This window comes from Nocardia sp. NPDC049190 (assembly GCF_040648115.1).
GTDB lineage: Bacteria > Actinomycetota > Actinomycetes > Mycobacteriales > Mycobacteriaceae > Nocardia.
In genome coordinates this window covers 277,633-299,767 of the sequence record NZ_JBEZDE010000004.1, presented here as the reverse complement: position 1 = coordinate 299,767, position 22,135 = coordinate 277,633, and the positions used below count along the sequence as shown (strand labels likewise).

The following is a 22,135-nucleotide window of genomic DNA, read 5'->3' as shown; positions in this document are numbered from 1 at the left end:
AAGGCACCTTCTCGATACCGACGTACCCATTGGATACCATGAGTGACCAGGCAAGTTCTTCCAGCCTGGTGCAGAGCTACCTACACCGCTGCCCAGCGCGCGAGGTGCTCACCGTCCTTGCCGACAAATGGGTCTTGCTCGTGCTGAGCGTCCTGCGCGGTAACGACGGCCCGATCCGCTTCAACGAGTTGCGCCGCCGCCTGGACGGCATCACCCAGAAGATGCTGACCCGCACCCTGCGCAACCTCGAGCGAGAGGGATTGGTCCGCCGAGCGGTCTACCCCACTGTGCCGCCTCGGGTGGAGTACTCCCTCACCGAACTCGGTGCCAGCATCAGCGAACTCAGCCACGCCATGGGCACCTGGGCCGTCCGGCATCAGGACCAGATCCTGACCGCGCGAGCGGACTTCGACGCGCGGGTCTCGTCCGACCCTGAGCCGCTCAGATCCCCCGCGTCCCGCTGAGTCGCGGGGCGACCCCGCTTCGCACGCTCCCTTCGAACAGCCGTGCCGCAGCCGCCCTGGTCCCGTCGCTCCCCACCGGGAGCCGTCGGCGACACAGCGTTCGGATCCGGCCGGAATCCCGCTGAGCTCGGCGGCGGGCTACATCATCAACGGCGAGTTCGCCGAATGCCCCACCTGGGGTGGCGTTTTCATCCATTCGGCACCGTGGTCGGCGGATCAGCAAGGCAATCCGTACGTCAGCCACGGCTGCGTCACTCTCGCCCCGTCCGACGCCGAATGGGATCGCCACCATCGGCATGGGCGACCCGGGGATCGCGCACCGGTGAGCTACCTCGTCGATCGAAGGCGGTTCGAGGCGCGGCGGGAACAGAGTTCGGCAAGCGGGCAGTATTCTCCCGAGGAGCAATCCCGCACTCGGCCGGACGGACGTCCCGCGGACAGTGCGGACAATTCGACGGTGTGACCTGATGAAGGTGGGGCGATGGATCGACCGGACATGAGCGCGAGACCCGGCTACGACCGGATGGATTCCCGGTTCATCAGACCGGGTCGGCCGCCGGTGGACGACGAGGAGTACCGGGGTGACTGGTCCACGTGGGTCGACCGGCCGCCTGGCGCGCCACAGCCGGCGTTCGAGCCCGAGTTCGAGTCCTACCAGGACGAATTCGACAGCCTGATCGATCGCTCCCGTTCACTGCGTGCGAAACGCCGATGGGCACCACCGCTGCTCGGCACCCTCGGCTCGGCCGCACTCGCCTTCGCCGCCGTCACCCACTTCTGGGGCGACGGCGTCGACCAGCAGGCCGATAGATCCGCGCCGACCCAGGCGAACGCGGCTACGGCAGCGCCCGCCACCCGATGCGCCGCCGAACGGGTCGGCAACCGGATCCAAGGCAACGGCGTGGGCGGCTTCGACTCCGGACCCGCCGCGATTTTCGCTTTTCAGCACGCCTACTACGTCACTCGCTCAGGCGAGCAGGCCCGCGCTGCCGCCACCGCGACCGCCGCCGTCCCCACCGCCGACGCCATCCAACAGGGCATCGACTCGATCCCCGCCGGTACAACACACTGCCTGGCGATCACCCCCGGCGCCTTCGTGGGCCAATACGTCGTGGTCATCACCGAACACCGTCCCGGCCACGACCCGCTCGCCTACAACCCGCAGATCGTCACCACGACCACAGACGGCAGCCGCACCTTGATCAGTGCCATCAGCCGCGGCTGAGCCGCGACCGCACGAACATCGGCCGAGTACCGTGCGGACGCACCGCGGCCTACGAAGCGAAATCGCCGCTGTGGCACCGCCTCTCAGTTCTTGCGCGCGTTCTCCGCGGCCACCACCACGTGACGCATCAGCAGGGCTGTCGTCACCGGGCCGACTCCACCCGGGACCGGGCTGAGCCCCGCGGCCTTACCGCGCACCGAGTCTGCGTCGACATCGCCGACGATCTTGCCGTCGGGCGCCTCGTTGGTGCCCACATCGATGACCACCGCGCCGTCACGGACATGCTCGCCGGACACCAGGCCGATCCGGCCCGCCGCGGCGACCACGATATCGGCGGCAGCGGTGACTGCGGCCAGATCCGCGGTGCGCGAATGGCACACCGTCACGGTGGCGTCCTCGGCGAGCAGCAACTGCGCGAGCGGTTTTCCGACGATATTCGAGCGACCGACGACCGCGACATGGCGGCCGGAGAGTGGGATTTCGTGCTGTTTCAGCAGCTCGACCACAGCCTCGGAAGTGGCGGGGACGAAACCGTCGAGTCCGGCGGCGAGCAGACCGAGCGACAGCGGGCTCACCCCGTCGACATCCTTGGTCGCGACGATCGCGGAACTCACGTCGTCGAGAGTGATGCCCGTCGGAAGCGGAGTCTGCAGCATGATCGCGTCGGTGGCAGCATCCGCCCCACGCGCGGCGAGTTCGGCGCGGATCGCATCGGCACTCGCATCCGCTCCGAGATCGACGGTGTCGCAGGCGATTCCGAGTCGCTCGGCGGCCTTGCGCAGCGAGTTGACGTACCAGGCGCTGGCCGGGTCGTCATTCGCCACGACCAGGGCAAGGCGCGGCGCGGCGCCGCCGTCGCCGAGCGCGGCGGCGCGGGCCTTCGTATCGGCATTGACAGCGGCGGCGAGTTCTTTGCCGGACAGCGAAACGGTATCCACGTTGACACACCCTATCCCGGCCGCCGCGACGAGGTGTGCGCGCGCCCTATCCACTGCGCCGGCGGGTCCGCACGCCGGCAACTCGGTCGCGGAACCCGCCCAGCAATCACCCGAAATCAAGGATGACCACAGTATCGTCATCGTTGTTTGCCCACGGCTAACTGCCAGCACGTGCCAACCCGTTGATCGGCGGAAAGGTGTCGACTGTAGTGAAGATCTCGAGGCATTGGAAACTCCTCGTCGCGACCTCGTTCGCGGCGTTCTCTCTCACCGGTCTGGCCGGTGTTCCCGCGTACGCCGCGCCGAACACCGACGTTCTCCTGAACTCCGCCCTGCGCAACTTCACCAACGGTGACGACGCTGCGGGTCGTGCCGACCTGCGAACCCTGATCGGCGCCGACCCCGGTCACGCCGAAGCGCTCGCCCTGCAGGCGATCTGGTCCGACTACGCGGGCGACCTGCCCGCGCTCGCCGACGCCCTCGCGCGGCTGAACGTCGTCGATCCGGCCATGGCACAGGGCACCCACAATGTCCTCGGCGCGGTCCGCGCCGCGGTCGGCACCCTGCCGAATCCACTGCCCGCACTGGTCGGGCCGCAGACCGGCATCGTCGTCCTCGGGTACGGTCTGCTCCCGGACGGAGCGCTGCGCCCCGAACTGGAGAACCGGCTCACCGCCGCCTGGCTGCAGTCGATCGCCGCTCCGCTCTCGCCCATCGTCGTCACCGGCGGCAATCCGCAGAACGGAATCACCGAGGCCGAGGCCATGCGTCACTGGCTGGTCGCCCACGCCGTGCCGCAGTCGCGGATCAGTGTGGAGTCCCGCGCGGGATCGACCGTGCAGAACGCCGTGTTCAGCACCAGGATGCTGCGCGACGTGGGTGCTACGAGCGCGGTCGTGGTCACCTCGCCCAACCATATCCGGCGCGCCGTCGCCGATTTCATCGTCGCCGGCACGCACGTCGTGGGCGCGATGACCTCGCTCGAACAGCTGGTCTCCCAACTACCGCCGCCGGGCAAGCAGGCCCAACGTGGCATCTACCTCGACGCCACGCGCACCTTCCAGCTCAGCACCGCACACTGACCGACCGGGGATCCGCACCCGCCCGAGCACCCCGGAGGGCTCGGATCCCCGCTGTCGGGCGCGCCGAAAACCGGTGGCGAATCACGAGGCCGCACGGCAGGATGTGCCGGTGATGTCAGCGCGAAGGACCGATGTGGTCGCTCAACTGCGCGCGGCAGGTTGCGTGTTCGCAGAAGACGAGGCGCGGCTGCTCATCGCCGCCGCCGCGGAGACCGGCGCCACGCTGGAGGTGCTCATCGCCCAGCGCGTTTCCGGCACCCCGCTGGAGCATCTGCTCGGCTGGGCCGAATTTCATGGTCTCCGGGTCGCCGTGGGCCCCGGCGTCTTCGTGCCGCGGCAACGGACCGCGTTTCTCGTCGACGAGGCGGTCGGCCTGATCCGCTCGAGGACCGGCCACCCGGTGGTCGTCGACCTGTGTTGCGGGTCGGGCGCATTGGGGCTGGCACTGACGACGATTCTCGCGGACGAGTCCCGCCAGGTGACGTTGGCGGCCGCCGACATCGATCCGGTCGCGGTCGACTGCGCGCGCCGCAATCTCACCCCGCTCGACGCCCCGGTCTACGAGGGCGACCTCTTCGATGCCCTGCCGGTAGACCTGCGCGGAGGCATCGACATCCTGCTGTGCAACACCCCCTATGTCCCCTCCGCGGCGATCGCGCGGATGCCGCCGGAAGCCCGCGATCACGAACCACGCACCGCCCTCGACGGCGGATCCGACGGTCTGGACATCTTCCGCCGCGTGGCCGACGCCGCCCGATCCTGGCTCGCCCCCGGCGGCCATCTGCTGATCGAAACCAGCGAAGAACAGGGGCCCGTGGCGATATCGGTTCTGGCCGAGCGCGGACTCGCGGGCCGCATCGCCCAGTCCGAGGACTACTTCGCCACCGTCGTGATCGGCACCCGCGACTAGGCCACGGTCGTGCGGCGCCGCCTCACCACCACAGACACCACGGCTGTGGGGTCGCGCCGGGCACGAGCGTGCGACGTCGAGCAGCCACTCCTCGCTCTCGACACCGATGTATCCCAGCGCTGCCCGACCGCACGCGCACCCGAGCCGGCGCGCGCTACGCTGCGCTTGCCAAAGATCTGTCCGGGCCCACCGCCACGCCTTCCCGGCGCGCCTGAGCCACGCGAATCAGCGCGGCACCGGGCTGACCGGACGACTCTCGGCGATTCGCTGTTCGACGCGTTGGATCAAGGCGTGCACCCGCGGGTCGCGCGCGAGCCGACTGTCCAGCACCACGTTGATCGCGCCGCGGAACAAGGCATAGGGCTCCCACTGCGGCGGCGCGATAGTGCGCGGCGCGCGGCGCGCGATACCCTGCGCGATGGATTCCGCCGCGTCGCGCACAGTGATCCGCAGATTCAGCGGCCAGGGCAGCAGCGCGCCCAGGTCGGCGCCGAGTTCGTCCTGGTCGAGCGTGCCGTGCGTCATCGCGGTCTCGACGATGCCGAAATACGCCACCCCCGCGGTGGCGCCGACCGCGGCCAACTCGACGCGCAGCGCCCGCCCGAATTGCTCCACCGCGGCTTTGCTCACCATATAGGGCGAACCACCCATACCCGGCGCGAACGCCGCTGCCGAGGAGACCACAACGACATGCCCCTTGGCGGCGACCACGTCATCCAGTGCCGGATGCACGGTATTGAACACGCCGGTGACGTTGATGCCGATGACCCGGTCGAAATCAGCGGGGTTCATCGTCCGAATCGTCGCCGGTTCGGGCACCACGCCCGCGTTGGCCACGACCACGTCGATCCGGCCGAAGCGCTGACGCACCCTGGACATCGCTTCGCGCATACCGATTCGATCGGACACGTCCGCGCGCACCACAAGCGCACGCTCCCCCATCGAGCGGCCCACCGCCGCGGCGGCGGCCTCGTCGATATCGATCAAGGCCACCGAAGCGCCGGTGGCGTAGAGCTTTTCGGCAAGCGCACGCCCGATACCGGTGCCCGCGCCGGTGATCACGACTACGCGATCTCGGACGTCCAACGGTTCCACGTGCGATTGAGCGGGAAGCAGCAGCAGGTCGCGCACTATGCCGAGGACCATGGTGCTCACCGTACCCGCACCTCGTAGGACTCCGGATCGAATCGGCTTGTCCGCCGACGGTATTCGAAACTCCAGTTCGGATACAGCCCAGCGTTGCCACCGTCGGCGGTCTGGTAGTAGCTACGACACCCGCCGGTGAGCCAGGCTGTGTCGCGACTGCGTTCGGTCACCTCGTTCAGGAAAGCCCGCTGGACCTCTTCGCGCACGTCGATCCGGCGGATATTCCGCGCACGCATGGTGCGCACCGCATCGACGATATAGCGCACCTGGGCCTCGATCATATAGATCGCGGACTGATTGCCTGCGGCCCCGAACGGCCCGAGCGTGCAGAAAAAGTTCGGAAACCCCGCGAGCGTCGCACCGAGGTAGCTGCTCGGCCGTTCCCGGTAGCGATCCCCGATCGATCGTCCGTCGACGCCGTACACGCGGTCGAAGATCGCGGGGGGCACGCCGAATCCGGTGCCATAGATGATCGTGTCCGCCTCGTACTCGGTACCGTCGGTGGTGACGATAGAGTGGGGGCGAATCTCCTGAATGCCGTCGGTGACCACCTCGACGTTGGGCTTGGTCAGGGCCGGGTAATAGGCGTCGGAGAAGATCGCGCGCTTGCAGCCGATCACATAGTCGGGGGTGAGTTTGCGGCGTAGCGCCGGGTCACGAACCTGGCGTAGCAACTGGAGTTTCGCCAGCGCTTCATAGGGGTGTCGGAATCGCTTGTCTACGAAACCGACCAGGCCGAATCCCTCGATGCCGGTGTAGTAGAGACCGCGAATCGCCTTGCCGAGCATCGGGATACGGCGCAGCAATGCTCGCTCGGCGGCCAGCGTGCGCCGATCCAGCCGCGAAACGATCCACGGCGCCGAACGCTGGAACACGGTCAGGCGTCCCACCGTCGGCTGGATCTCCGGAATGAACTGCACTGCCGAAGCGCCGGTGCCGATCACCGCGACCCGATCGCCGGTCAGATCGTGTTCGTGATCCCAGTGCAGCGAATGGAACCGAGTCCCTTCGAACGTCTCCGCGCCGGGGAGCCGCGGGATCTGCGCCTCGCTGAACGGTCCCACCGCCGACACCACCACATCGGCGGTCAGTTCGCCGCGAGTGGTGCTCATCCGCCACCGACTTCTGGTGTCGTCCCATCGGGCCGACAACAGTTCGGTGCCGAAACGCATGTGCCGCACTACATCGTGGCGTCGCGCGACCGACTGGAGATAAGCCAGGATCTCCGGTTGGGTGCCGTAGGTGCGCGACCAGTTCGGGTTGGGCGCGAACGAATACGAGTACAACTGCGACGGCACGTCGCAGGCGCAGCCGGGGTAGGTATTCGCCCGCCAGGTCCCGCCGAGATCGGCGGCGCGCTCCAGCACCGCGAAATCGTCGATTCCCGCGTCGCGCAGCGACACCGCGAGCCCCACCCCGGCGATCCCCGCCCCGATCACCAGGATCGGGACGTGTTCCGGATCGGCTGCCACCGTCATGTCTTTCCTCTCACCCACGGGCCCCGCTGCCCGCCGAACTCACAGATCCAGTTCTAGTTCGCCACCGCACGCACGGGATACGCAGGTGAGCATCGAGTGCTCGCGTTCGGCGGCGCGCAGCAGCCGGTCCCGGTGCGCCACCGCGCCCGCGCGCACGCCGGCCTTGCAGGTGCCGCAGAAGCCCTGCTGACAGGAGTACGCAACGTCGGGCAACACCCGGCGGATAGCTGTCAGCGCGGACTCGTCGGCCGCGACTTCCACGTCGAATCCACTGCGGTGCAGCCGGATACGGAACGGCTCGCCATTACGCACGGGCAGTGGCGAGAATCGCTCGGTGTGCAGCGAGACCGTCGGGTCGTGCAGGGCGAGCACCGCGCGCGCATCCTCGGCCAGCGCAGGCGGGCCGCAGACGTACACCGCGGCGCCGGTCGGCGTCTGTTCGAAGATCATCCGGGGGTCCGGGTGACCGAACTCGTCGTCCGGGCGCACCACCACATCACCGCCGGTGAACTGGGCGAGCTCGTACAGGAAGGGCATCCGCGCCCTGGTGCGGCCCAGATACATCAGCCGCCACGGCACTCCGGCACGCTCGGCCGCGGCAACCATGGGCAGAATCGGCGTGATCCCGATACCGCCCGCGACGAACAGATAGCACGATGCCTCGACGAACGGGAACGCGTTACGCGGCCCGCGCACGCGCAGGCGGTCACCCACCCGAAGTCGGCGGTGGATCTCCGAGGATCCGCCCCCGCCGCCGACGATGAGGCGCACCGCGATCCGGTAGGACCGGCGGTCGGCAGGGTCGCCGGTGAGCGAGTACTGCCGCTGGCGACCGGAGGGCAGGAAGACGTCGAGATGTGCGCCAGGCGTCCAGGCCGGCAGCATCGCACCGTCCGGATCGCGCAGCCGCAGACTGACCACCCGATCGGCCTCCTGCTCGATCCGGTCGACAACCACCTCGTAGTCGTAGCCGGAGTGCCGCACCGGGTGCGGGCGCGAAAGCAGTTGCGCGGTGCCACTTTCGACGAAGATCCGCTTGTACACGTCGACCGCCGAGCCGATCAGTCGCAGCGCGGCCCCGGGCTGGAACTGCCCGCCGATGGCCGTCATACGTCCGCCGCCCGTGCCGCAGGCGACTGCGCGAGGTAACGCAGCGCATTGTCCTTCGGGCCGAGTTGCGACGGGTGGAAGCCCGGCCGCAGATAGCGCGGAATCTCGGTGAGAAAGGTGGTGAAACTGGGCACCACGCCGCGGACCGACGCGCTGGCCAACTGTAGCGGCCATAACCGCCCCTTGTTTCTGGACGGATCCTTGTGGAACAGGTAGCCGCCCGAGATGACGAACAGCGCGAGCAACCCGGAGCTGGCGATCAGCGCCTGCCGCGCCCTCCGCGCGTAGCCGCCGTCGACGTACATGTAGGCGTCGTAGACCACACTGCGGTGTTCGACCTCTTCGGCGCCGTGCCAGCGGATCAGATCGAGCATCGCCGGATGCATGCCTTTGGCTTCCAGCTTGTCGTTGGTCAGCAGCCATTCGCCGATCACGGCGGTGTAGTGCTCCATTCCGGCGAACAGCGCCAGCCGCTCGCACAGCCACTCGTGCTTGGCCCGGCCCGATAACCCGTGGTCGCCGAGCAGCCGGTCGATCAGCCACGCGACGCGCTCGACCATCGGTCCGACGTCGAGACCGAGTCGCTCCAACTGCTGGCGCGCTTTCTCGTGCGAACTCGCGTGCATGGACTCCTGGCCGATGAAGCCACGAACCTCCTCGCGTAGCCGCTCGTCCTCGATCAGAGGTAGCGCCTCGGCCAGCGCCTGCGCCATCGCGCGCTCGCCTTCGGGTAGCACCAGGTGCATGACGTTGATGATGTGCGTGGCCATCGCTTCACCGGGGATGTAATGCATCGGCACCGTGGCGAAGTCGAAGTCCACTGCGCGCGCGTTGATCGCGTGTGTCTGGTCGGTATAAGCGGCAGATCTCATATCACACCCCTCATCGTTGATCAGCGTTCTCGCAATCTATTGGTGACATCAACTGCTGTCAACATCACATGATGTCAATTCGGTTGCTATGAGAGGATGGCGCCATGGTCGAAGCGGACGGGTCTATTCCGGGTATGCGTCGCTGGCGCGGACGCTCCCCCGCCGACCGGGTGGCCGCCCGTCGGGAACAGCTGATCGACGCGTGCACAGAGCTGATGGCCACCGTCGGCGCCGCCGAAACCTCGATGCGCGGCGTGTGCAGACAGGCTGGGCTGACCGAGCGCTACTTCTACGAGAGTTTCCCCAACCTGGACGCCCTGCTGACCACCGTGCTGGACACCGTCGTCCTCGGCGCGCGCGACCGGCTGCTCGCAGAGCTGCCCGGCGCGCCGGCCGAACGGGGCGCGATGTTCCGCCACATGGTGGGGGTGTTCACCGACTATCTGGTGGCCGACCGCCGCCGCGGCCGGATCATGTTCGTGGAATCGCAGGCCACGCCGGTGCTGATGCCGCGCGCCGGCGAACTCATCGGTTTGTTCACCGGGCCGATCGCGATGATCGTCGGCGCGGGCGACTACGCCGACCCGCCGCCGGACGACTTCGACAACGCGCTCAACGCCAGCGCTATCTTCGGCGCGCTGGCCTACCTCTACCGCCCCTGGCTGGACGGCGCGATCCCGATTCCGCGCGAACGTTTCGACGAACACGCCGCGCATGTCATCGAACGGATCGCCACGGCGCGCTCGACGGCCCACACCGAGGCCTAGCTGTTCGTCCACACCGGAATGGACCGCGGTGTCCGCCGCCACCGCACAGTGCGATCGACGACGTGCTTCGGCGCGCGAGTTCATCATCGCCGACCGCGCTGTGCTCGGCGATCCACGGGCGCATCGGGTTGCCGGTACCCGAGTAGTGGGCCCGGTGCGGCCCCCGTGTCGTTGCGGTGGGCTCGCGGCGCCCGCTAGTACTGTCGGCCCGATGCGACTCGTGTCGAGTTTCGGTGCGGTGCTGTTGACCTGTGCGCTTGTACCGTTACCCGGAATATCCGCGGTGGCGGTCGCGCAGGACGAGCAGGCGGTCGGAGACGACTGGTCGGCAGTATCGGAGACGTTCGAGCCCGAGAACTTTCGCGCCGCCCCGTATCTGGGCAACGGGCGCATCGGCGCGATGATCCCACCGAGCGGCGGCGGGTATCACGATTACGGCGCCTTGGTGCGCACCTCGTTCCCGTTACTGGAACCGCGTTATACCGGAACGTATCTCGCGGGCTTCTATGCCAGGCAGTCCGGGTCGTTGAACAACACCGAGGTGATCGCCGCGCTCCCCGCGTGGTCGGGTTTGACCCTCGACGTCGCGGGCCGGACCTACCAGGCCGACGTCGACCCGGCCACGCTCACGCACTACCGCCAGCGCCTGAACTACCGCGATGCCACCGCCACCACCGAGGCCACCTGGGCGCCCGACGCGGAACACCGGCTCGATCTGACCTACCGGACCTTCGTGTCCCGGGCGCAACCGAACCTCGCGGTCCAGCAGCTCACCATCACCCCACGCTTCTCGGGGCCGCTGACGGTCACCGACCTGATCGACGGCGCCGCGGCGCGCCGAGTCACCGCGACGACGGCGGACGCCGATCCGGACCGGAGACAGATCACGGTCGGCGTGCGCGCCGACGGCACCGACAGCACCGCCTTCCTCGTATCCACGGTCACAACCCCCGATGAGCTGGATGGCACCGCGCTACCCGCGAACGGGCTCACGGCCGGTACACGATTCGACGGCACGGTCGCGGCGGGCCGCAGCTACACGGTCACCAAGTACGTGGGAATCGCCTCGAGCACGGACGGTGCGGACCCGCGCGCGATCGCCACCGAGATCTCCGACTCCGGCGCGGCACATGGTTTCGCCGCGGCCCACGCCGAACACGCCGCGGCCTGGGATCGCCTGTGGGAGCCCGCTATCGAGATCCCGGGCCGCGACGACTATCGGGACTGGATCCGGCCCGCACTGTATTCGGTACTGTCCAGCGTCCGGGCCGGACAGCGCTGGTCCGTGCAGCCCGCGGGGTTGTCCTCGGACGACTACGGTGGCCTGACCTACTGGGACGCCGAGACCTGGATCTTCCCCACCCTGCTCGCGCTGTATCCCGAATTGGCCCGCACCGTGGTCGATTTCCGCGTCGCGGCGCTGCCGCAAGCCGAGGCGAACGCACGTGCCTACGGGCTGACCGGCGCGCTGTATCCCTGGAACGACGGACCGACACAGCGATGCGCGTCACCAGGAGTCTGCGGACTGGTCCAGGAACATCTGGGGAACGAAATCGTGCTCGCACAATGGCAGTACTACTCGGCCACCGGCGACGAGCAATGGCTGCGTGACAGCGGCGCGCCGGTGATCACCGCCATCGCGAACTACCAGGTCGCACGAATCGGCCCGAAGCTGCCCGACGGCCGCTACCACTACGCGCCCGCGGCGGGCGCCGACGAATACGTCACGGTTTCGGCGGACAGCGCGCTGACCAACGCCGGAGTGATGGCCACGATGCGCACCGCGATGTCGGCCGCCCGGCTGGCCGGACTGCCGGAGAATCCACGGTGGACCGATATCGCCGCCACCATGGCGATGCCGCCGGATATCGCGCCGGGCGTGCCCGCCGAATATCTCGGGTATCAGGGGGCGAAGATCAAGCAGGCCGACACGGTGCTGATCAGCTACCCGTACTCCTATACGGCTCCGGGCTATTCGCCCGAGGCGACCCTGGCGTACTACTTCGACCGCACTGATCCCGACGGCCCCAATATGAGCAACAGTGTCGGCGCCATCCTCAGCGCGCAGTACGACCCCTGCCGCACCCAGCAGTTTCTGGACCAGTCGGTGCAGCCATATGTCCGGCCACCGTATGTGTTCCAGTCCGAGGCACGTGGCGAGCGATCGGGCGCCAACACGGTCGGCCAACCGGCGTGGATCTTCGTCACGGGCGCGGGCGGATTCCTTCAGGGTTTGCTCTACGGTCCGAGCGGGCTGCGGTGGACCGAGACGGGTCCCCGGCTGGACCCGATGCTGCCCAGCGGGTTTCCCGACGGCATGACGGTGCGCGACCTCGCGGTACGCGAGAGCAGGCTGACCTTGCGGATTCGACCGGAAGGCACGACGGTCGAGGTCACCGCGGGTGATCCGGTTGCTGTCGAGACTCCCGGTGGCCCAGCAACCATCCGCCCGGGAATACCGCTGACGCTGCCGACCAGGAGCGCCTGCCCGTAACCCCGGGACCGCCCGAAACACGAGACCGGCGGATCTCGACATTGCCGCTTCGGGTGCGGGCTACGCGGCGCTAACGCGCCAGAAAGTGCCAGCCGAGCCATGCCCACACGAGTACGGCGGCGATTCTCGCCGCTCGCGCCCGGGTGAGGTAGGCCATCGTCTCCCCCAGCGACGCGATCAGTTCTCGACGCGCGCGGGCGAACACGACGACGCCGAGTCCAGCCAGCAGCAGCAACACAAACCCGACGATGACGACCGCACGATCACTCATCGAGACACCAACCACCAGCCGATGCCCAGCCACGCCAGCCATCCGACGAACCGCAGCGGCCCGTGTTCGAGTGCCGGATCCAGCAGCGTGGACAACGTGGGGTGGTCGACACTGGGCCGTATCCAATCCGGTTGTCGCACAAACGCATACGCCTCCCACGCCGTCGCTGCGATGAGGAGCGTCGACCAGACGGCCACGGCGCGGCGCAGTCGGGCCGTGCGCCGCGTGTGCTGAGGCGTCGCACGCCACGCCGACACCAGGATCGCGAGCACCGGAAGTGCCACCAGCACGTTCGCCGACCAGGAGAACGGTCGGGTCACGGCTCCAGCCGCCGCCACCAGGACACTGACGACCACCGCCAGGGACCACTGGATTCGACGTGCCGGTTGCGCCGGCTCTCCTGTCACATTCGCAGGATAAGACATCACGCGGGCGGATCGAGCCAGGCGCCATCAGCGGGTGCGGCCGAAATCCGGCACACCGGGCGGACGCCGTTCGATAGCTGCCCGGCGGCGACGGGTTCGTGCCGTCCAGCACATACTCACTGCCGCGCATCGACAACGAGCTATGGCAGCGCCCTCGATACTCGACCTCCCTACCGAGCCGCACTCAGTTGCCCAGAAATGGCTGATCCGGAAAAATTTCGCATATCTAGGACAGAATTGCTGACATACATCGCATATACAGCCTCTCTGAGAGTTTGCGGGTGGATTGCGGTGAACAATGGGCTGGTACAAGGTGCCGTTGTGGTGGTCCGCGATGCGAAGGAGCGCACGTGATAGGTGTGGCGACGGTGAACGGGTTGATGTGGGGTGCGGGTTCCGTGGCATTGCGGGCCGGCGCCTCCGCGGCGGAGACGGCTGTGGACGCGGCGCAGGCGTTGGTGAGCCCCGTTGTCACCGTGGGTCGTGATGTGGTGGGTGCGGTGGCGAGCGCCCGCATTGCCGGGGGCGGGCCGTCGGTTGCGTGGTCGCAGGGGCGTCGCCTGCACCTCGAGCTGGGTTCGGTGTTGCCGTTGTCGGTGTGGGCGGAACGCGCCGCGGAGGTGGAGGCGGTGGTGGCCGCGGTGCCGGGAGTGACTGCGGTGCATGTGGAGAGCGCGCTGGGTCGACTGGTGGTCGATCGCGCGGAACACGTCGGGGTGGAGGAGATCTGGTCGGCTGTTCGCCGGATCGCCGCCGTGTCCGCAGCCGCGGACACGGGCGTCGTAGTGCAGCCGCGGTGGCGGCCGGTGGCCGACCCGGGCGATCGGTTGGCAGTAGTGGTTCCGCTGGTGGCGGGGGCGATGGATGTGGCGGCGGTCGTCGGTTCGGTCGCGGGCGTGCTGGCGCGAGTGCCGGCTGTGCCACAAGCCGCCCGAGCCGCGGCCGCGGTGATCAATCATCAACCGCGCGTGGTGGCCATGCTCGAGGAACACCTGGGTAGGGTGGCCACCGACTTCCTGCTCAACACCGCGACGGCGGCCACCCATGGGCTCGGTCACGCACCGGGATCTCCGCTGCTGGATTTCACGCAACGGGTCGTCCAGGTGTCCGAAGCGTTGGCGCACCGACGGACATGGGCGCTTCGCGAGCCGGACCTTGCCGTCCCCACGCGGCCGCAGGCCCCGATGGTGCCGGTCCGCTCGTCCCTGGTCCGCGACGCCGATGCGCCGCGACACAGTTGGGCGGCTGCGGCGGCGGGTGAGATCTCCCATGTCGTGGTCGACGCCGCGGTCGATGTCGCCGTCGACGCGGCGAAGGCGGCCGTCGGTGGCGTGGTCGAAGACTACGCGGACCAGGCCGCGAACGGTTCGCTGATGGCCGCGGCGGGAGCCCTGCTCGCCGGCGGACGTGCGCAGGACGTGGCCGAGGCCGTGCTGGCCGGTGTGCCGAAGGCCGCACATCTGGGCCGGGAAGCGTTCGCCGCGGTGTTGGGTCGCGGCCTTGCCCGCGCCGGGCTATTGGTCCTGGATCCAGGCGCGCTGCGGCGGCTCGATCGGATACAGGTCGTGATCATCGATGGTGCGGCACTGCGTGGAGACGCGCGCACGGTGCTGCACGCACGCACCGTTTCGGAGCACTGGGACGACGACCGCGTCTACCAGGTCGCCGACGCTCTGCTGCATGGCGAGAGAGCCCCCGATCCCCACCGGGACGAACCGCCCGCCACCGGCGCACGGCTGCGGTGGCACAACCGTCGGGGCTCATCCGGCGCACCGGCGCAGGGAATCGAGGACGCGGACCTCATGGTCGGCGGACAACTCGTCGGCACTGTCGCGGTGGGGTGGGAACTCGACCCGTACGCGGTCGCTTTGATGCAGACCGCGCAACGCACCGGGACACGGGTGGTGTTGCGTCATGTCGCCGGGACGGACGAACTCGCCGCGGGGGTGGCTGCCAGCTATCCAGCGGGCACCGCACTGCTCGAGGTCGTCCGCAGTCTGCGCGCCGATCGCGGCCCGGTCATGCTGATCACCGCATTGCATCCCGACTTCGCCTCGGCCGACACTTTGGCGGCCCTCGCCGTCGCCGATGTCGGTGTCGCCCTCGATGATCCGAAGGCCGCCGCTCCATGGACCGCCGACATCATCACCGAGACCGACCTGAATGCCGCAGTGCGGGTCTTGTCCGCCCTGCCCGCAGCCCGCCGAGCCAGTGTGGCAGCGGTGCGTTTGGCGAAAGCAGGCAGCACCTTGGCTGGTCTGCTTCTGGTGACCGGAGAGACCGGAAGTCGGCGCCGGATGGGGTTGGGCCGTTGGCTCAGTCCCGTCAACGCAGCTGGCGCCGCCGCTCTGCTCTCGGGGACGGTCACCGCGCGGTCGGTGCTGCGTCGACCCGATCCGGACCCACAACCGTTGACGGCATGGCACGCGCTCGACCCCGAGATCGTCTACCAGCGCCTCACCGGCGGGCGGCGGCCGCTGGCGGCGCCCGCCCCGGTCACCCCGGCCTGGCGTCGGCGGCTCGACGACCTGTCCGACAGTGCGCTGCTGGCCCCGCTGCGGGGGCCGGCGGGTGGAGTCGTTCGGTTGGCAGCCGCGACTCGTAGCGAGTTGACTGACCCGCTGACCCCGGTGTTGGCGGTCGGCGCGGCGGCATCGGCGATTCTGGGCAGCAGCGTCGATGCGCTGCTGGTGACCGGAGTGATGGCAGGAAACGCCCTGGTCGGAGGTGGGCAGCGGGTGCGGGCAGACAACGCGGCCGCGGAGTTGTTCGCCGAGCAGCGCCAAGTCGCGCGCCGCGTCGTGATACCGGTGATCGCCAATACCCGGCGCCGGCTGGCCTTCGCCCGCACTGCCGAACCCACCGTGACGGTGCCCGCCACTCGGCTACGCCCAGGCGACGTCATCGACCTACGCGCCCCGGAAGTGGTTCCCGCCGATGCGCGGTTGCTGGTGGCCACCGACCTCGAGGTCGACGAGTCGTCCCTGACCGGCGAGTCGGTGCCGGTCGCCAAACAGGTGGAGCCGGTCCCCGTCACCGATCCGGCCGACCGATCGAGCATGATCTTCGAGGGCTCGATCGTCGTCGCGGGCAGCGCCCGGGCGATCGTCGTGGCGACCGGCGCCAGCACTGCAGCCCACCGCGCGATCTCCTCCGTAGCGCAGGTCGCGGCGCCGGCCGGAGTGGCAGCCCGACTGCGCGAACTCACCGCGACCGTACTGCCGCTTACTCTCGTCGGCGGCGGTGTGGTGACCGGCCTTTCCCTGCTCCGACGCCGCCCGCTGCGCGATGCCGTCGCAGATGGCGTCGCGATCGCCGTGGCCGCGGTCCCCGAGGGGCTTCCGCTCGTGGCGACCGTCGGCCAACTCGCCGCTGCTCGGCGCTTGTCCGCACGAGGTGTGCTGGTGCGTACCCCTCGCACCCTCGAGGCCCTGGGCCGCATCGATACCGTCTGCTTCGACAAGACCGGGACCCTGACCGAAAACCGTTTGCGCGTCGTCGCGGCCGCCACCGCGCATCAGGACCCGCACGATCCCGTCCGGACTCCGGACGCCCCGGACGTCGTGAGCGTCTTGCAAGCAGCAGGCCGCGCCTGTCCATGTCCGGGTCCCGACCAGGGCCATGCACATGCCACTGACGAAGCGATCCTCGCCGCGGTCGCCGCGGTGCCCGCCGCTGCGGCGAACTGGGATGTGACAGTAGCGATGCCTTTCGAATCCGGACGCGGTTACGCGGCTGCCGTCGGTGCGCCGCAACCGAATGGGGCCGGAACACCACGGCAGTTGCTGGTGGTCAAAGGCGCCCCCGAGGTGGTACTGGCCCGCTGCCGGTTCGTTGACCCGAGCGCGGAACGGGACCGGGCCGAAGCCCTTGTGCACAGCCTTGCCGAACAGGGCCTGCGGGTACTGGCGATCGCCCACCGTGTCGCGGGAGCCGATTTGGCCGTCGACAGCGACACCGACGCCGTCGACGACGCCGCATCGGAACTGGAGTTGCTCGGATTCCTCGGTCTGGCCGACACGCCACGACCATCGGCGCGTCCGCTGCTCGAGCAACTCCTCGCCGCCGACCACAAAGTCGCGCTGATCACCGGCGACCACCCGGTCACGGCCCGTGCCATCGCCCACCGGCTCGGCTTGGCCGACGATATCCGGGTCGTCACCGGAGCCGAACTCGCTGCCCTCGACGAGGACTCCCGGGCCGAGTTGGTCGCCGACGCACAGGTATTCGCCCGGGTCAGCCCGGAGCAGAAGGTGCAAGTGGTCTCCGCCCTGCAACGCGCCGGCGGGGTCACCGCGATGGTCGGCGACGGCGCCAACGACGCCGCCGCGATCCGAATGGCCGATGTCGGGATCGGCGTGACCAGCCGCGGTTCCTCCGCAGCGCGGGGCGCCGCGGACCTGGTGCTGACCGACGATGACCTGACCGTGCTACTCGACGCCCTCGTGGAGGGCCGGAACATGTGGGGCAGCGTGCGTGACGCACTGGTGATGCTGCTCGGCGGTAATGCCGGCGAAGTCGCCTTCACCATCCTCGGCACCGCGTTCGGTGGCCGCGCACCGATCGGTACCCGGCAACTGCTGCTGGTCAACCTGCTCACCGATATGTTTCCCGCCCTGGCCGTCGCGGTGACCCCGCAGCGTCGGTCCCCGGAGGAAGCGGCGGCCGTCACCGACGAGGAACTCGACGCCGCACACCGCGCCCACCGGCACGCGGTGCTCACCGAGCCGGCCCCTTCCCTGGACCGACCTCTGGTGCAGGCCATCATCAACCGAGGTGCCGTCACCGCCACCGCCGCGACCATCGCCTGGATGATCGGCTGCTGGACCCCAGGGACCCGACGCCGGTCCACGACCATGGGCCTGACAGCGCTGGTGGGCACCCAACTGGCGCAAACACTGCTCACCCGCCACCGCAGTCCTCTGGTCATCGCCACCGCCGCAGGCAGCGCTGTCGTCTTGGTCGGCATCGTCCAGACGCCGGGCATCAGCCACTTCTTCGGCTGCACACCCCTGGGGCCGGTGGCCTGGAGCGGAGTGATCGCCGCCACCACGACCACCGTCGTCGCCTCGGTGTTCCTCCCTCGGTGGCTGACCGAATATGCCACTCCCCGCCGCCTGCCGGACGCCGACACCTTGCCCGGCGCCACCCCGCAGAGAGATCATTGAGTGCTCGGCGCGAGCATTGCGTCGAGCATGAACGCTCCTGGATCGAACCGGATCGAACCGCTGTGACGTCAGGAGGAGAAGCCTGTGTCCCCCACCGAATCCGCTGCGCCGGGAAACCCTCCGCATGGCGAAGACTCCCACCGCCCAGGCGGAACCGTCGACCCCGACCTCGTCGATCAAGCTGCCTTTCGCCAGCGCATCGCTGACCGTGCCCGGACCCGGCGCCGTGGTCGAAGTCGGCCCGGTTTCCGTGACCCTGCCGACCAACTACCTGTACTACACCGGTCTCGGGGCGCTCGCGATCGCCGGAACCATCGAATGGCCGGTCGCCGCCGCACTAGGAGCCGGTGGATTTCTCGTCAGCCGGGTCAGGTCCCGCACCCCCAAGAGCACCCCGACCGACAAGACCACTCGCAGTGCCAGATCCGGGCCGACAAAGACTCGTGCCGGCACCGCGTCGTGATTCAGCGGGACAGTCCCCGCTCACCGCGGTGACCACGCGGTGACCATACCGACCGACCTGCGGCCACTGCACGGAATACCGTCTACTCGGAATCACTGTGGGCGCTGTTCATTGCCGCCGCCACAGCGGCACGGGAGGACGTGCCGAGTTTGGCGAAGACTCGCGCGAGGTGTTTCTCGACGGTCTTGGGACTGATGAAAAGTTGGGCCGCGATTTCCCGGTTGGTGTATCCCCGCGCTACTCGCTCGGCGATATCGCGCTCGCGTTCGGTCAGGGTGGACGGGCTGACCGCTTCATCGGTCTCTGGTCTGCGCTGGACGCGCCTTCCCAGGTTTCGGAGTTCCTTCGCGGCCTCGTCGGCGAGTCGGGCAGCTCCGGTTTGTCGAAATATGCCGTAGGCGAGTTCGAGGTCGTCGATCGCTGCTGCGCTCTGATCGGCTCGCGCCAGGGCGCAGCCTGCCAAAAGTTGTGCCCGGGCGGAGAACACGGCCCACTCCGCTTCGATGAAGCACTCCTGTGCCTGTCGGGCGGTCGCGGCCGCGACCGCGAATTCGCCTCGCGCGATCTGTGTCTGCGCCTTGGCGTAGTGGGCCTGTCCCGTCCGGGATTGCAGACCGAACGTGAGGTCCTCCATCCGCCGGGTGATCGCCGCGGCCGCATCGATGCGGCCTGCGGCCAATTCGGCTTTGACCAGTGCCGGCTCGAAGAACGACCGCGCTGTGGGCGGCATATCGGACAGATCGGGGCCGCCGATCGACAATAATTCCCGGCGACCACGGCCGAACTCACCCGCTTCGATGAGCGCTTGGCCGTAAGACGCGCGCGCCGCCCATGCGTAGTGCGCGCCCGGTGTGCGTTCGGCCGCCTGCACCCCAGCACGTCCCGCACGCACTGCCGCCGGCAGATCACCACTCAACGTCTCGACATAACACCGAATACCTTCCGCGGTTGTCCGGAGCTGGTCGTTGTCGAGCAGCAATGCCATCTCGGCCGCGGACTCCGCGAGACGCCGGGCTTCTCGAAGTTGGCCGAGGAGCATCTTCGCCAGCGCCGCACCGAACATGAATCGAGCGACGACATGGCCATGACCGGTGGCACGGCTGATCGTCAACCCGCGTTCGGCGTGGCGGACGGCCGCCCGAACCTGGTCGATGCCGACTTCGGCATCGACCAGGTTGGCCAGGGGTTCGAGCAATTCGGGCGCCAGGACGACGTCACTGACATCGATATGGTCGGCGACCAGGCCGGCGAAATACTGCGAGCGCGCTTTGTCGCCCTGGTGGTTGGTCAACAAGGCCAGCATGGCATTCACCGCCACCAGTAGCCGGGAGTCGCCGAGCGCTTCGGCCTTGCTGCGAGCCTGCGAAGCCACCTCGATGCCCTCCCCCCATTGCCGTCGCATGAGGCAGTTCTCGGCCAGCGCCAGCTCCAACGGCACCGCCTCCGCGCTGCCTTCGGTTGTCTCCCGGAGAGCTGTGACGAGCAGGTGGTGCGCGTCCTCGGCTCGTCCGAGTCCGTGATCGGCGTTGGCCATCATGCCGATGATCCGCACCCGCGCACCGAGCGCATCGACCGGAAGCAGCGGCAGCGCCTGTTCCAGCACCGTGCGGCTGTCGCGCAAGCGACCGGAATATCCGAGCGCGGCCGCCAGCGACACGATCAACTCGTGCCGCCGCTCGTCTGCACCGGTCTCAGGCAAAAGGCGCACCGCGGCCTCGAACCACCCCGCGGCCGCCGCGGGCGCACGCGGCGCGACAGCGCGCCCGGCCTCGGTCAGGAGCCCGACAGCGTCGTCATCGCCGACCACTGCCGAGTGTGCGATGTGATGAGCTCGCGACGCCAGCGCGGCGCCACGCCGATCCAGTGCGCGCGCCGCATGCCGGTGCGCAGCAAACCGCCAGCCCGGCATCGCCCCGTCATAGACCACTCGGCGCACGATCGGATGCCGGAAACGAAACTGACCCGGCGTCGTGTCCGGACGAACCAGATCGACGGCGACGAGCTCATCAAGGCATTTCAACACCTGAGCCTCGTCGGACTCGGCGATCGCGGCGACCAGACCGACATCGAAATGGTCACCGGCCACTGCTCCGGCCCGAAGCACCCTGAGTTCTTCGACCGCCAATCCCGTCAGCTCCTGGGTGATCGTCATTCGGAGCGGGGTGGGGATATCAGCGCCGGACCAATGCGTCACGTTCCCATCAGGCAGCGGACTCGGCAAAGGTTTCTTCGACATCCGCGCCAGCTGTTCCAGGTAAAAGGGGTTTCCGCCACTTTCGGAATGCAGCGCCCGGATCACCGCGGAATCCGGCCGCTCCCCCAGCGCTTCGGCCGCCTCATCGAGGGTCAGCGGCGCCAGGTCCAGCTCGGACAGCAGGCCTTCGCGCGCCGCGTGCGTACCCGCATCCAGCAACAAACGCCCCACTTGCTGCGGACGATATGCCAGAACGAGCACCATGCACGGCACCAGGCGCCTGAGCAGGTGACCGATCAGCTCTACCGAGGCCGGGTCGGCCCAATGCACGTCATCGAGGGCCAACACCGTCGGCCTGCGCGACGCGAGCTGATCGAACGTGGCGCGCACCGCGCGATGGAACTCGAAGCGCTCCACTTCCAGTCGGCTCGCGAGCTGCCTGCCGTGTCCGGACAACGACGGCAGCACCGCAGCCAGCTCGGCCATCCGATCCGGACCCAAATCCACGATGATTCGGGAGTCGAGCGACCGGAACCTGTGATCGATGGCCTCGACAATCAGCCCGAACGGAATTTCACGTTCCATCTCGGTTCCGCGTCCGGTCAAGACGTCGAAACCCGCGGTGGTCGCTCGGTCACACAACTCCCCCAACAGGCGGGTCTTGCCGATACCCGGTTCGCCCACCACGGCCACCGCGCCCGCGGCGCCCGACCGCGCATTCGCCAGCACTTCATCCACACGCTGTAGCTCGCAGGCCCGGCCTACCAGAGTTACACGTCGGCCGCCATGGGCGCCGATCGCCGCCATCGAGCCTCCACAAGGTCACCATCCAGCGGATCGACCACAGCTAACAGCCGGGCATCCTCCTCGAGCCCGATACTAGCGGATTGTCTGGTTTATGAAGTCCTGGAACGGTTCTGTGTGCATCCAATCGGTCATCTGCTTGTCTTCGCCGTACGTCTAAGCGCCGATTGCGATACGAGTCACTGCGTCGACGACGCTCGTGCCGGTGTGCGGCGTGCCAGGTGCGGCCACCGAAGCCCGGGCCGGATATGCGAACCAGCATTCCGTTGGCAAAGAACCACACCGACACAGCCGACCTTCTGCGCGTAGCCGGAGGGTGGGCGG

General features: G+C 68.5%; 17 protein-coding genes. 9 read left to right on the top strand and 8 right to left on the bottom strand.

Going from position 1 to position 22,135, the window contains the following annotated elements:
• Window positions 1-38: 38 nt before the first annotated feature.
• From AB0B25_RS06685 to AB0B25_RS06675, 3 genes are read left to right on the top strand one after another with little or no spacing between them, the layout of a single operon-like run.
• On the top strand, window positions 39-464 hold the full coding sequence (locus tag AB0B25_RS06685) for a helix-turn-helix domain-containing protein (RefSeq protein WP_357175719.1): 426 nt from the start codon (window positions 39-41) through the stop codon (window positions 462-464).
• On the top strand, window positions 433-927 hold the full coding sequence (locus AB0B25_RS06680) for a L,D-transpeptidase (RefSeq protein WP_357175782.1): 495 nt from the start codon (window positions 433-435) through the stop codon (window positions 925-927). The genes AB0B25_RS06685 and AB0B25_RS06680 overlap by 32 nt, the downstream gene beginning before the upstream one ends.
• 18 nt (window positions 928-945) lie before the next feature.
• Complete coding sequence (locus AB0B25_RS06675; protein WP_357175717.1) at window positions 946-1,689, top strand: hypothetical protein; 744 nt, start codon at window positions 946-948, stop codon at window positions 1,687-1,689.
• Between the two features lie 83 nt (window positions 1,690-1,772).
• Here AB0B25_RS06675 and AB0B25_RS06670 read toward each other — a convergent pair whose 3' ends face one another.
• The gene (locus AB0B25_RS06670; protein WP_357175714.1) at window positions 1,773-2,627 is read right to left on the bottom strand and encodes a bifunctional 5,10-methylenetetrahydrofolate dehydrogenase/5,10-methenyltetrahydrofolate cyclohydrolase; all 855 of its coding nucleotides are present in this window, start codon (window positions 2,625-2,627) and stop codon (window positions 1,773-1,775) included.
• Between the two features lie 209 nt (window positions 2,628-2,836).
• On the opposite strand from AB0B25_RS06670, the gene AB0B25_RS06665 reads away from it, so the two are divergent.
• Window positions 2,837-3,709 (top strand): YdcF family protein, encoded by an 873-nt coding sequence (locus AB0B25_RS06665; protein ID WP_357175711.1) that lies wholly within the window; start codon window positions 2,837-2,839, stop codon window positions 3,707-3,709.
• A 112-nt stretch (window positions 3,710-3,821) separates the two neighbouring features.
• Window positions 3,822-4,619, top strand: a complete 798-nt coding sequence (locus AB0B25_RS06660) for a putative protein N(5)-glutamine methyltransferase (protein ID WP_357175708.1) — start codon at window positions 3,822-3,824, stop codon at window positions 4,617-4,619.
• A 225-nt stretch (window positions 4,620-4,844) separates the two neighbouring features.
• Here AB0B25_RS06660 and AB0B25_RS06655 read toward each other — a convergent pair whose 3' ends face one another.
• The 4 genes from AB0B25_RS06655 to AB0B25_RS06640 are packed head-to-tail and all read right to left on the bottom strand — an operon-like array spanning window position 4,845 to window position 9,225.
• Window positions 4,845-5,765 (bottom strand): short-chain dehydrogenase/reductase, encoded by a 921-nt coding sequence (locus AB0B25_RS06655; RefSeq protein WP_357175779.1) that lies wholly within the window; start codon window positions 5,763-5,765, stop codon window positions 4,845-4,847.
• A 5-nt stretch (window positions 5,766-5,770) separates the two neighbouring features.
• The gene (locus AB0B25_RS06650; protein ID WP_357175705.1) at window positions 5,771-7,243 is read right to left on the bottom strand and encodes an NAD(P)/FAD-dependent oxidoreductase; all 1,473 of its coding nucleotides are present in this window, start codon (window positions 7,241-7,243) and stop codon (window positions 5,771-5,773) included.
• A gap of 39 nt (window positions 7,244-7,282) precedes the next feature.
• On the bottom strand, window positions 7,283-8,353 hold the full coding sequence (locus AB0B25_RS06645) for a PDR/VanB family oxidoreductase (protein ID WP_357175702.1): 1,071 nt from the start codon (window positions 8,351-8,353) through the stop codon (window positions 7,283-7,285).
• On the bottom strand, window positions 8,350-9,225 hold the full coding sequence (locus AB0B25_RS06640) for a metal-dependent hydrolase (RefSeq protein ID WP_357175699.1): 876 nt from the start codon (window positions 9,223-9,225) through the stop codon (window positions 8,350-8,352). Before AB0B25_RS06640 ends, AB0B25_RS06645 begins: the two co-directional genes overlap by 4 nt.
• Before the next feature lie 104 nt (window positions 9,226-9,329).
• On the opposite strand from AB0B25_RS06640, the gene AB0B25_RS06635 reads away from it, so the two are divergent.
• Entirely contained in the window at window positions 9,330-9,992 is a 663-nt protein-coding gene (locus AB0B25_RS06635; protein WP_357175696.1) for a TetR/AcrR family transcriptional regulator, read from the top strand.
• A 211-nt stretch (window positions 9,993-10,203) separates the two neighbouring features.
• Window positions 10,204-12,486, top strand: coding sequence for a glycosyl hydrolase family 65 protein (locus tag AB0B25_RS06630; RefSeq protein WP_357175693.1), 2,283 nt, complete (start codon window positions 10,204-10,206; stop codon window positions 12,484-12,486).
• Window positions 12,487-12,556: 70 nt separating this feature from the next.
• Here the strand turns inward: AB0B25_RS06630 and AB0B25_RS06625 are convergent, their stop codons facing one another.
• Both AB0B25_RS06625 and AB0B25_RS06620 read right to left on the bottom strand, forming a co-directional pair.
• Entirely contained in the window at window positions 12,557-12,757 is a 201-nt protein-coding gene (locus AB0B25_RS06625; RefSeq protein ID WP_357175690.1) for a DUF6186 family protein, read from the bottom strand.
• Window positions 12,754-13,164 carry a hypothetical protein gene (locus AB0B25_RS06620; protein WP_357175689.1) on the bottom strand — a complete coding sequence of 137 codons (411 nt, stop codon included), beginning with the start codon at window positions 13,162-13,164 and terminating at the stop codon, window positions 12,754-12,756. The genes AB0B25_RS06625 and AB0B25_RS06620 overlap by 4 nt, the downstream gene beginning before the upstream one ends.
• Before the next feature lie 398 nt (window positions 13,165-13,562).
• Between AB0B25_RS06620 and AB0B25_RS06615 the strand changes: the two genes are divergently transcribed.
• Window positions 13,563-18,350: a cation-translocating P-type ATPase gene (locus AB0B25_RS06615; protein ID WP_357175777.1), complete on the top strand. Its 4,788-nt coding sequence runs from the start codon at window positions 13,563-13,565 to the stop codon at window positions 18,348-18,350.
• A 124-nt stretch (window positions 18,351-18,474) separates the two neighbouring features.
• Complete coding sequence (locus AB0B25_RS06610) at window positions 18,475-18,813, top strand: hypothetical protein (protein ID WP_357175687.1); 339 nt, start codon at window positions 18,475-18,477, stop codon at window positions 18,811-18,813.
• 82 nt (window positions 18,814-18,895) lie between these two features.
• On the opposite strand, the gene AB0B25_RS06605 is transcribed toward AB0B25_RS06610, so the two are convergent.
• Window positions 18,896-21,814 carry an AAA family ATPase gene (locus tag AB0B25_RS06605; RefSeq protein ID WP_357175684.1) on the bottom strand — a complete coding sequence of 973 codons (2,919 nt, stop codon included), beginning with the start codon at window positions 21,812-21,814 and terminating at the stop codon, window positions 18,896-18,898.
• Window positions 21,815-22,135: the final 321 nt, after the last annotated feature.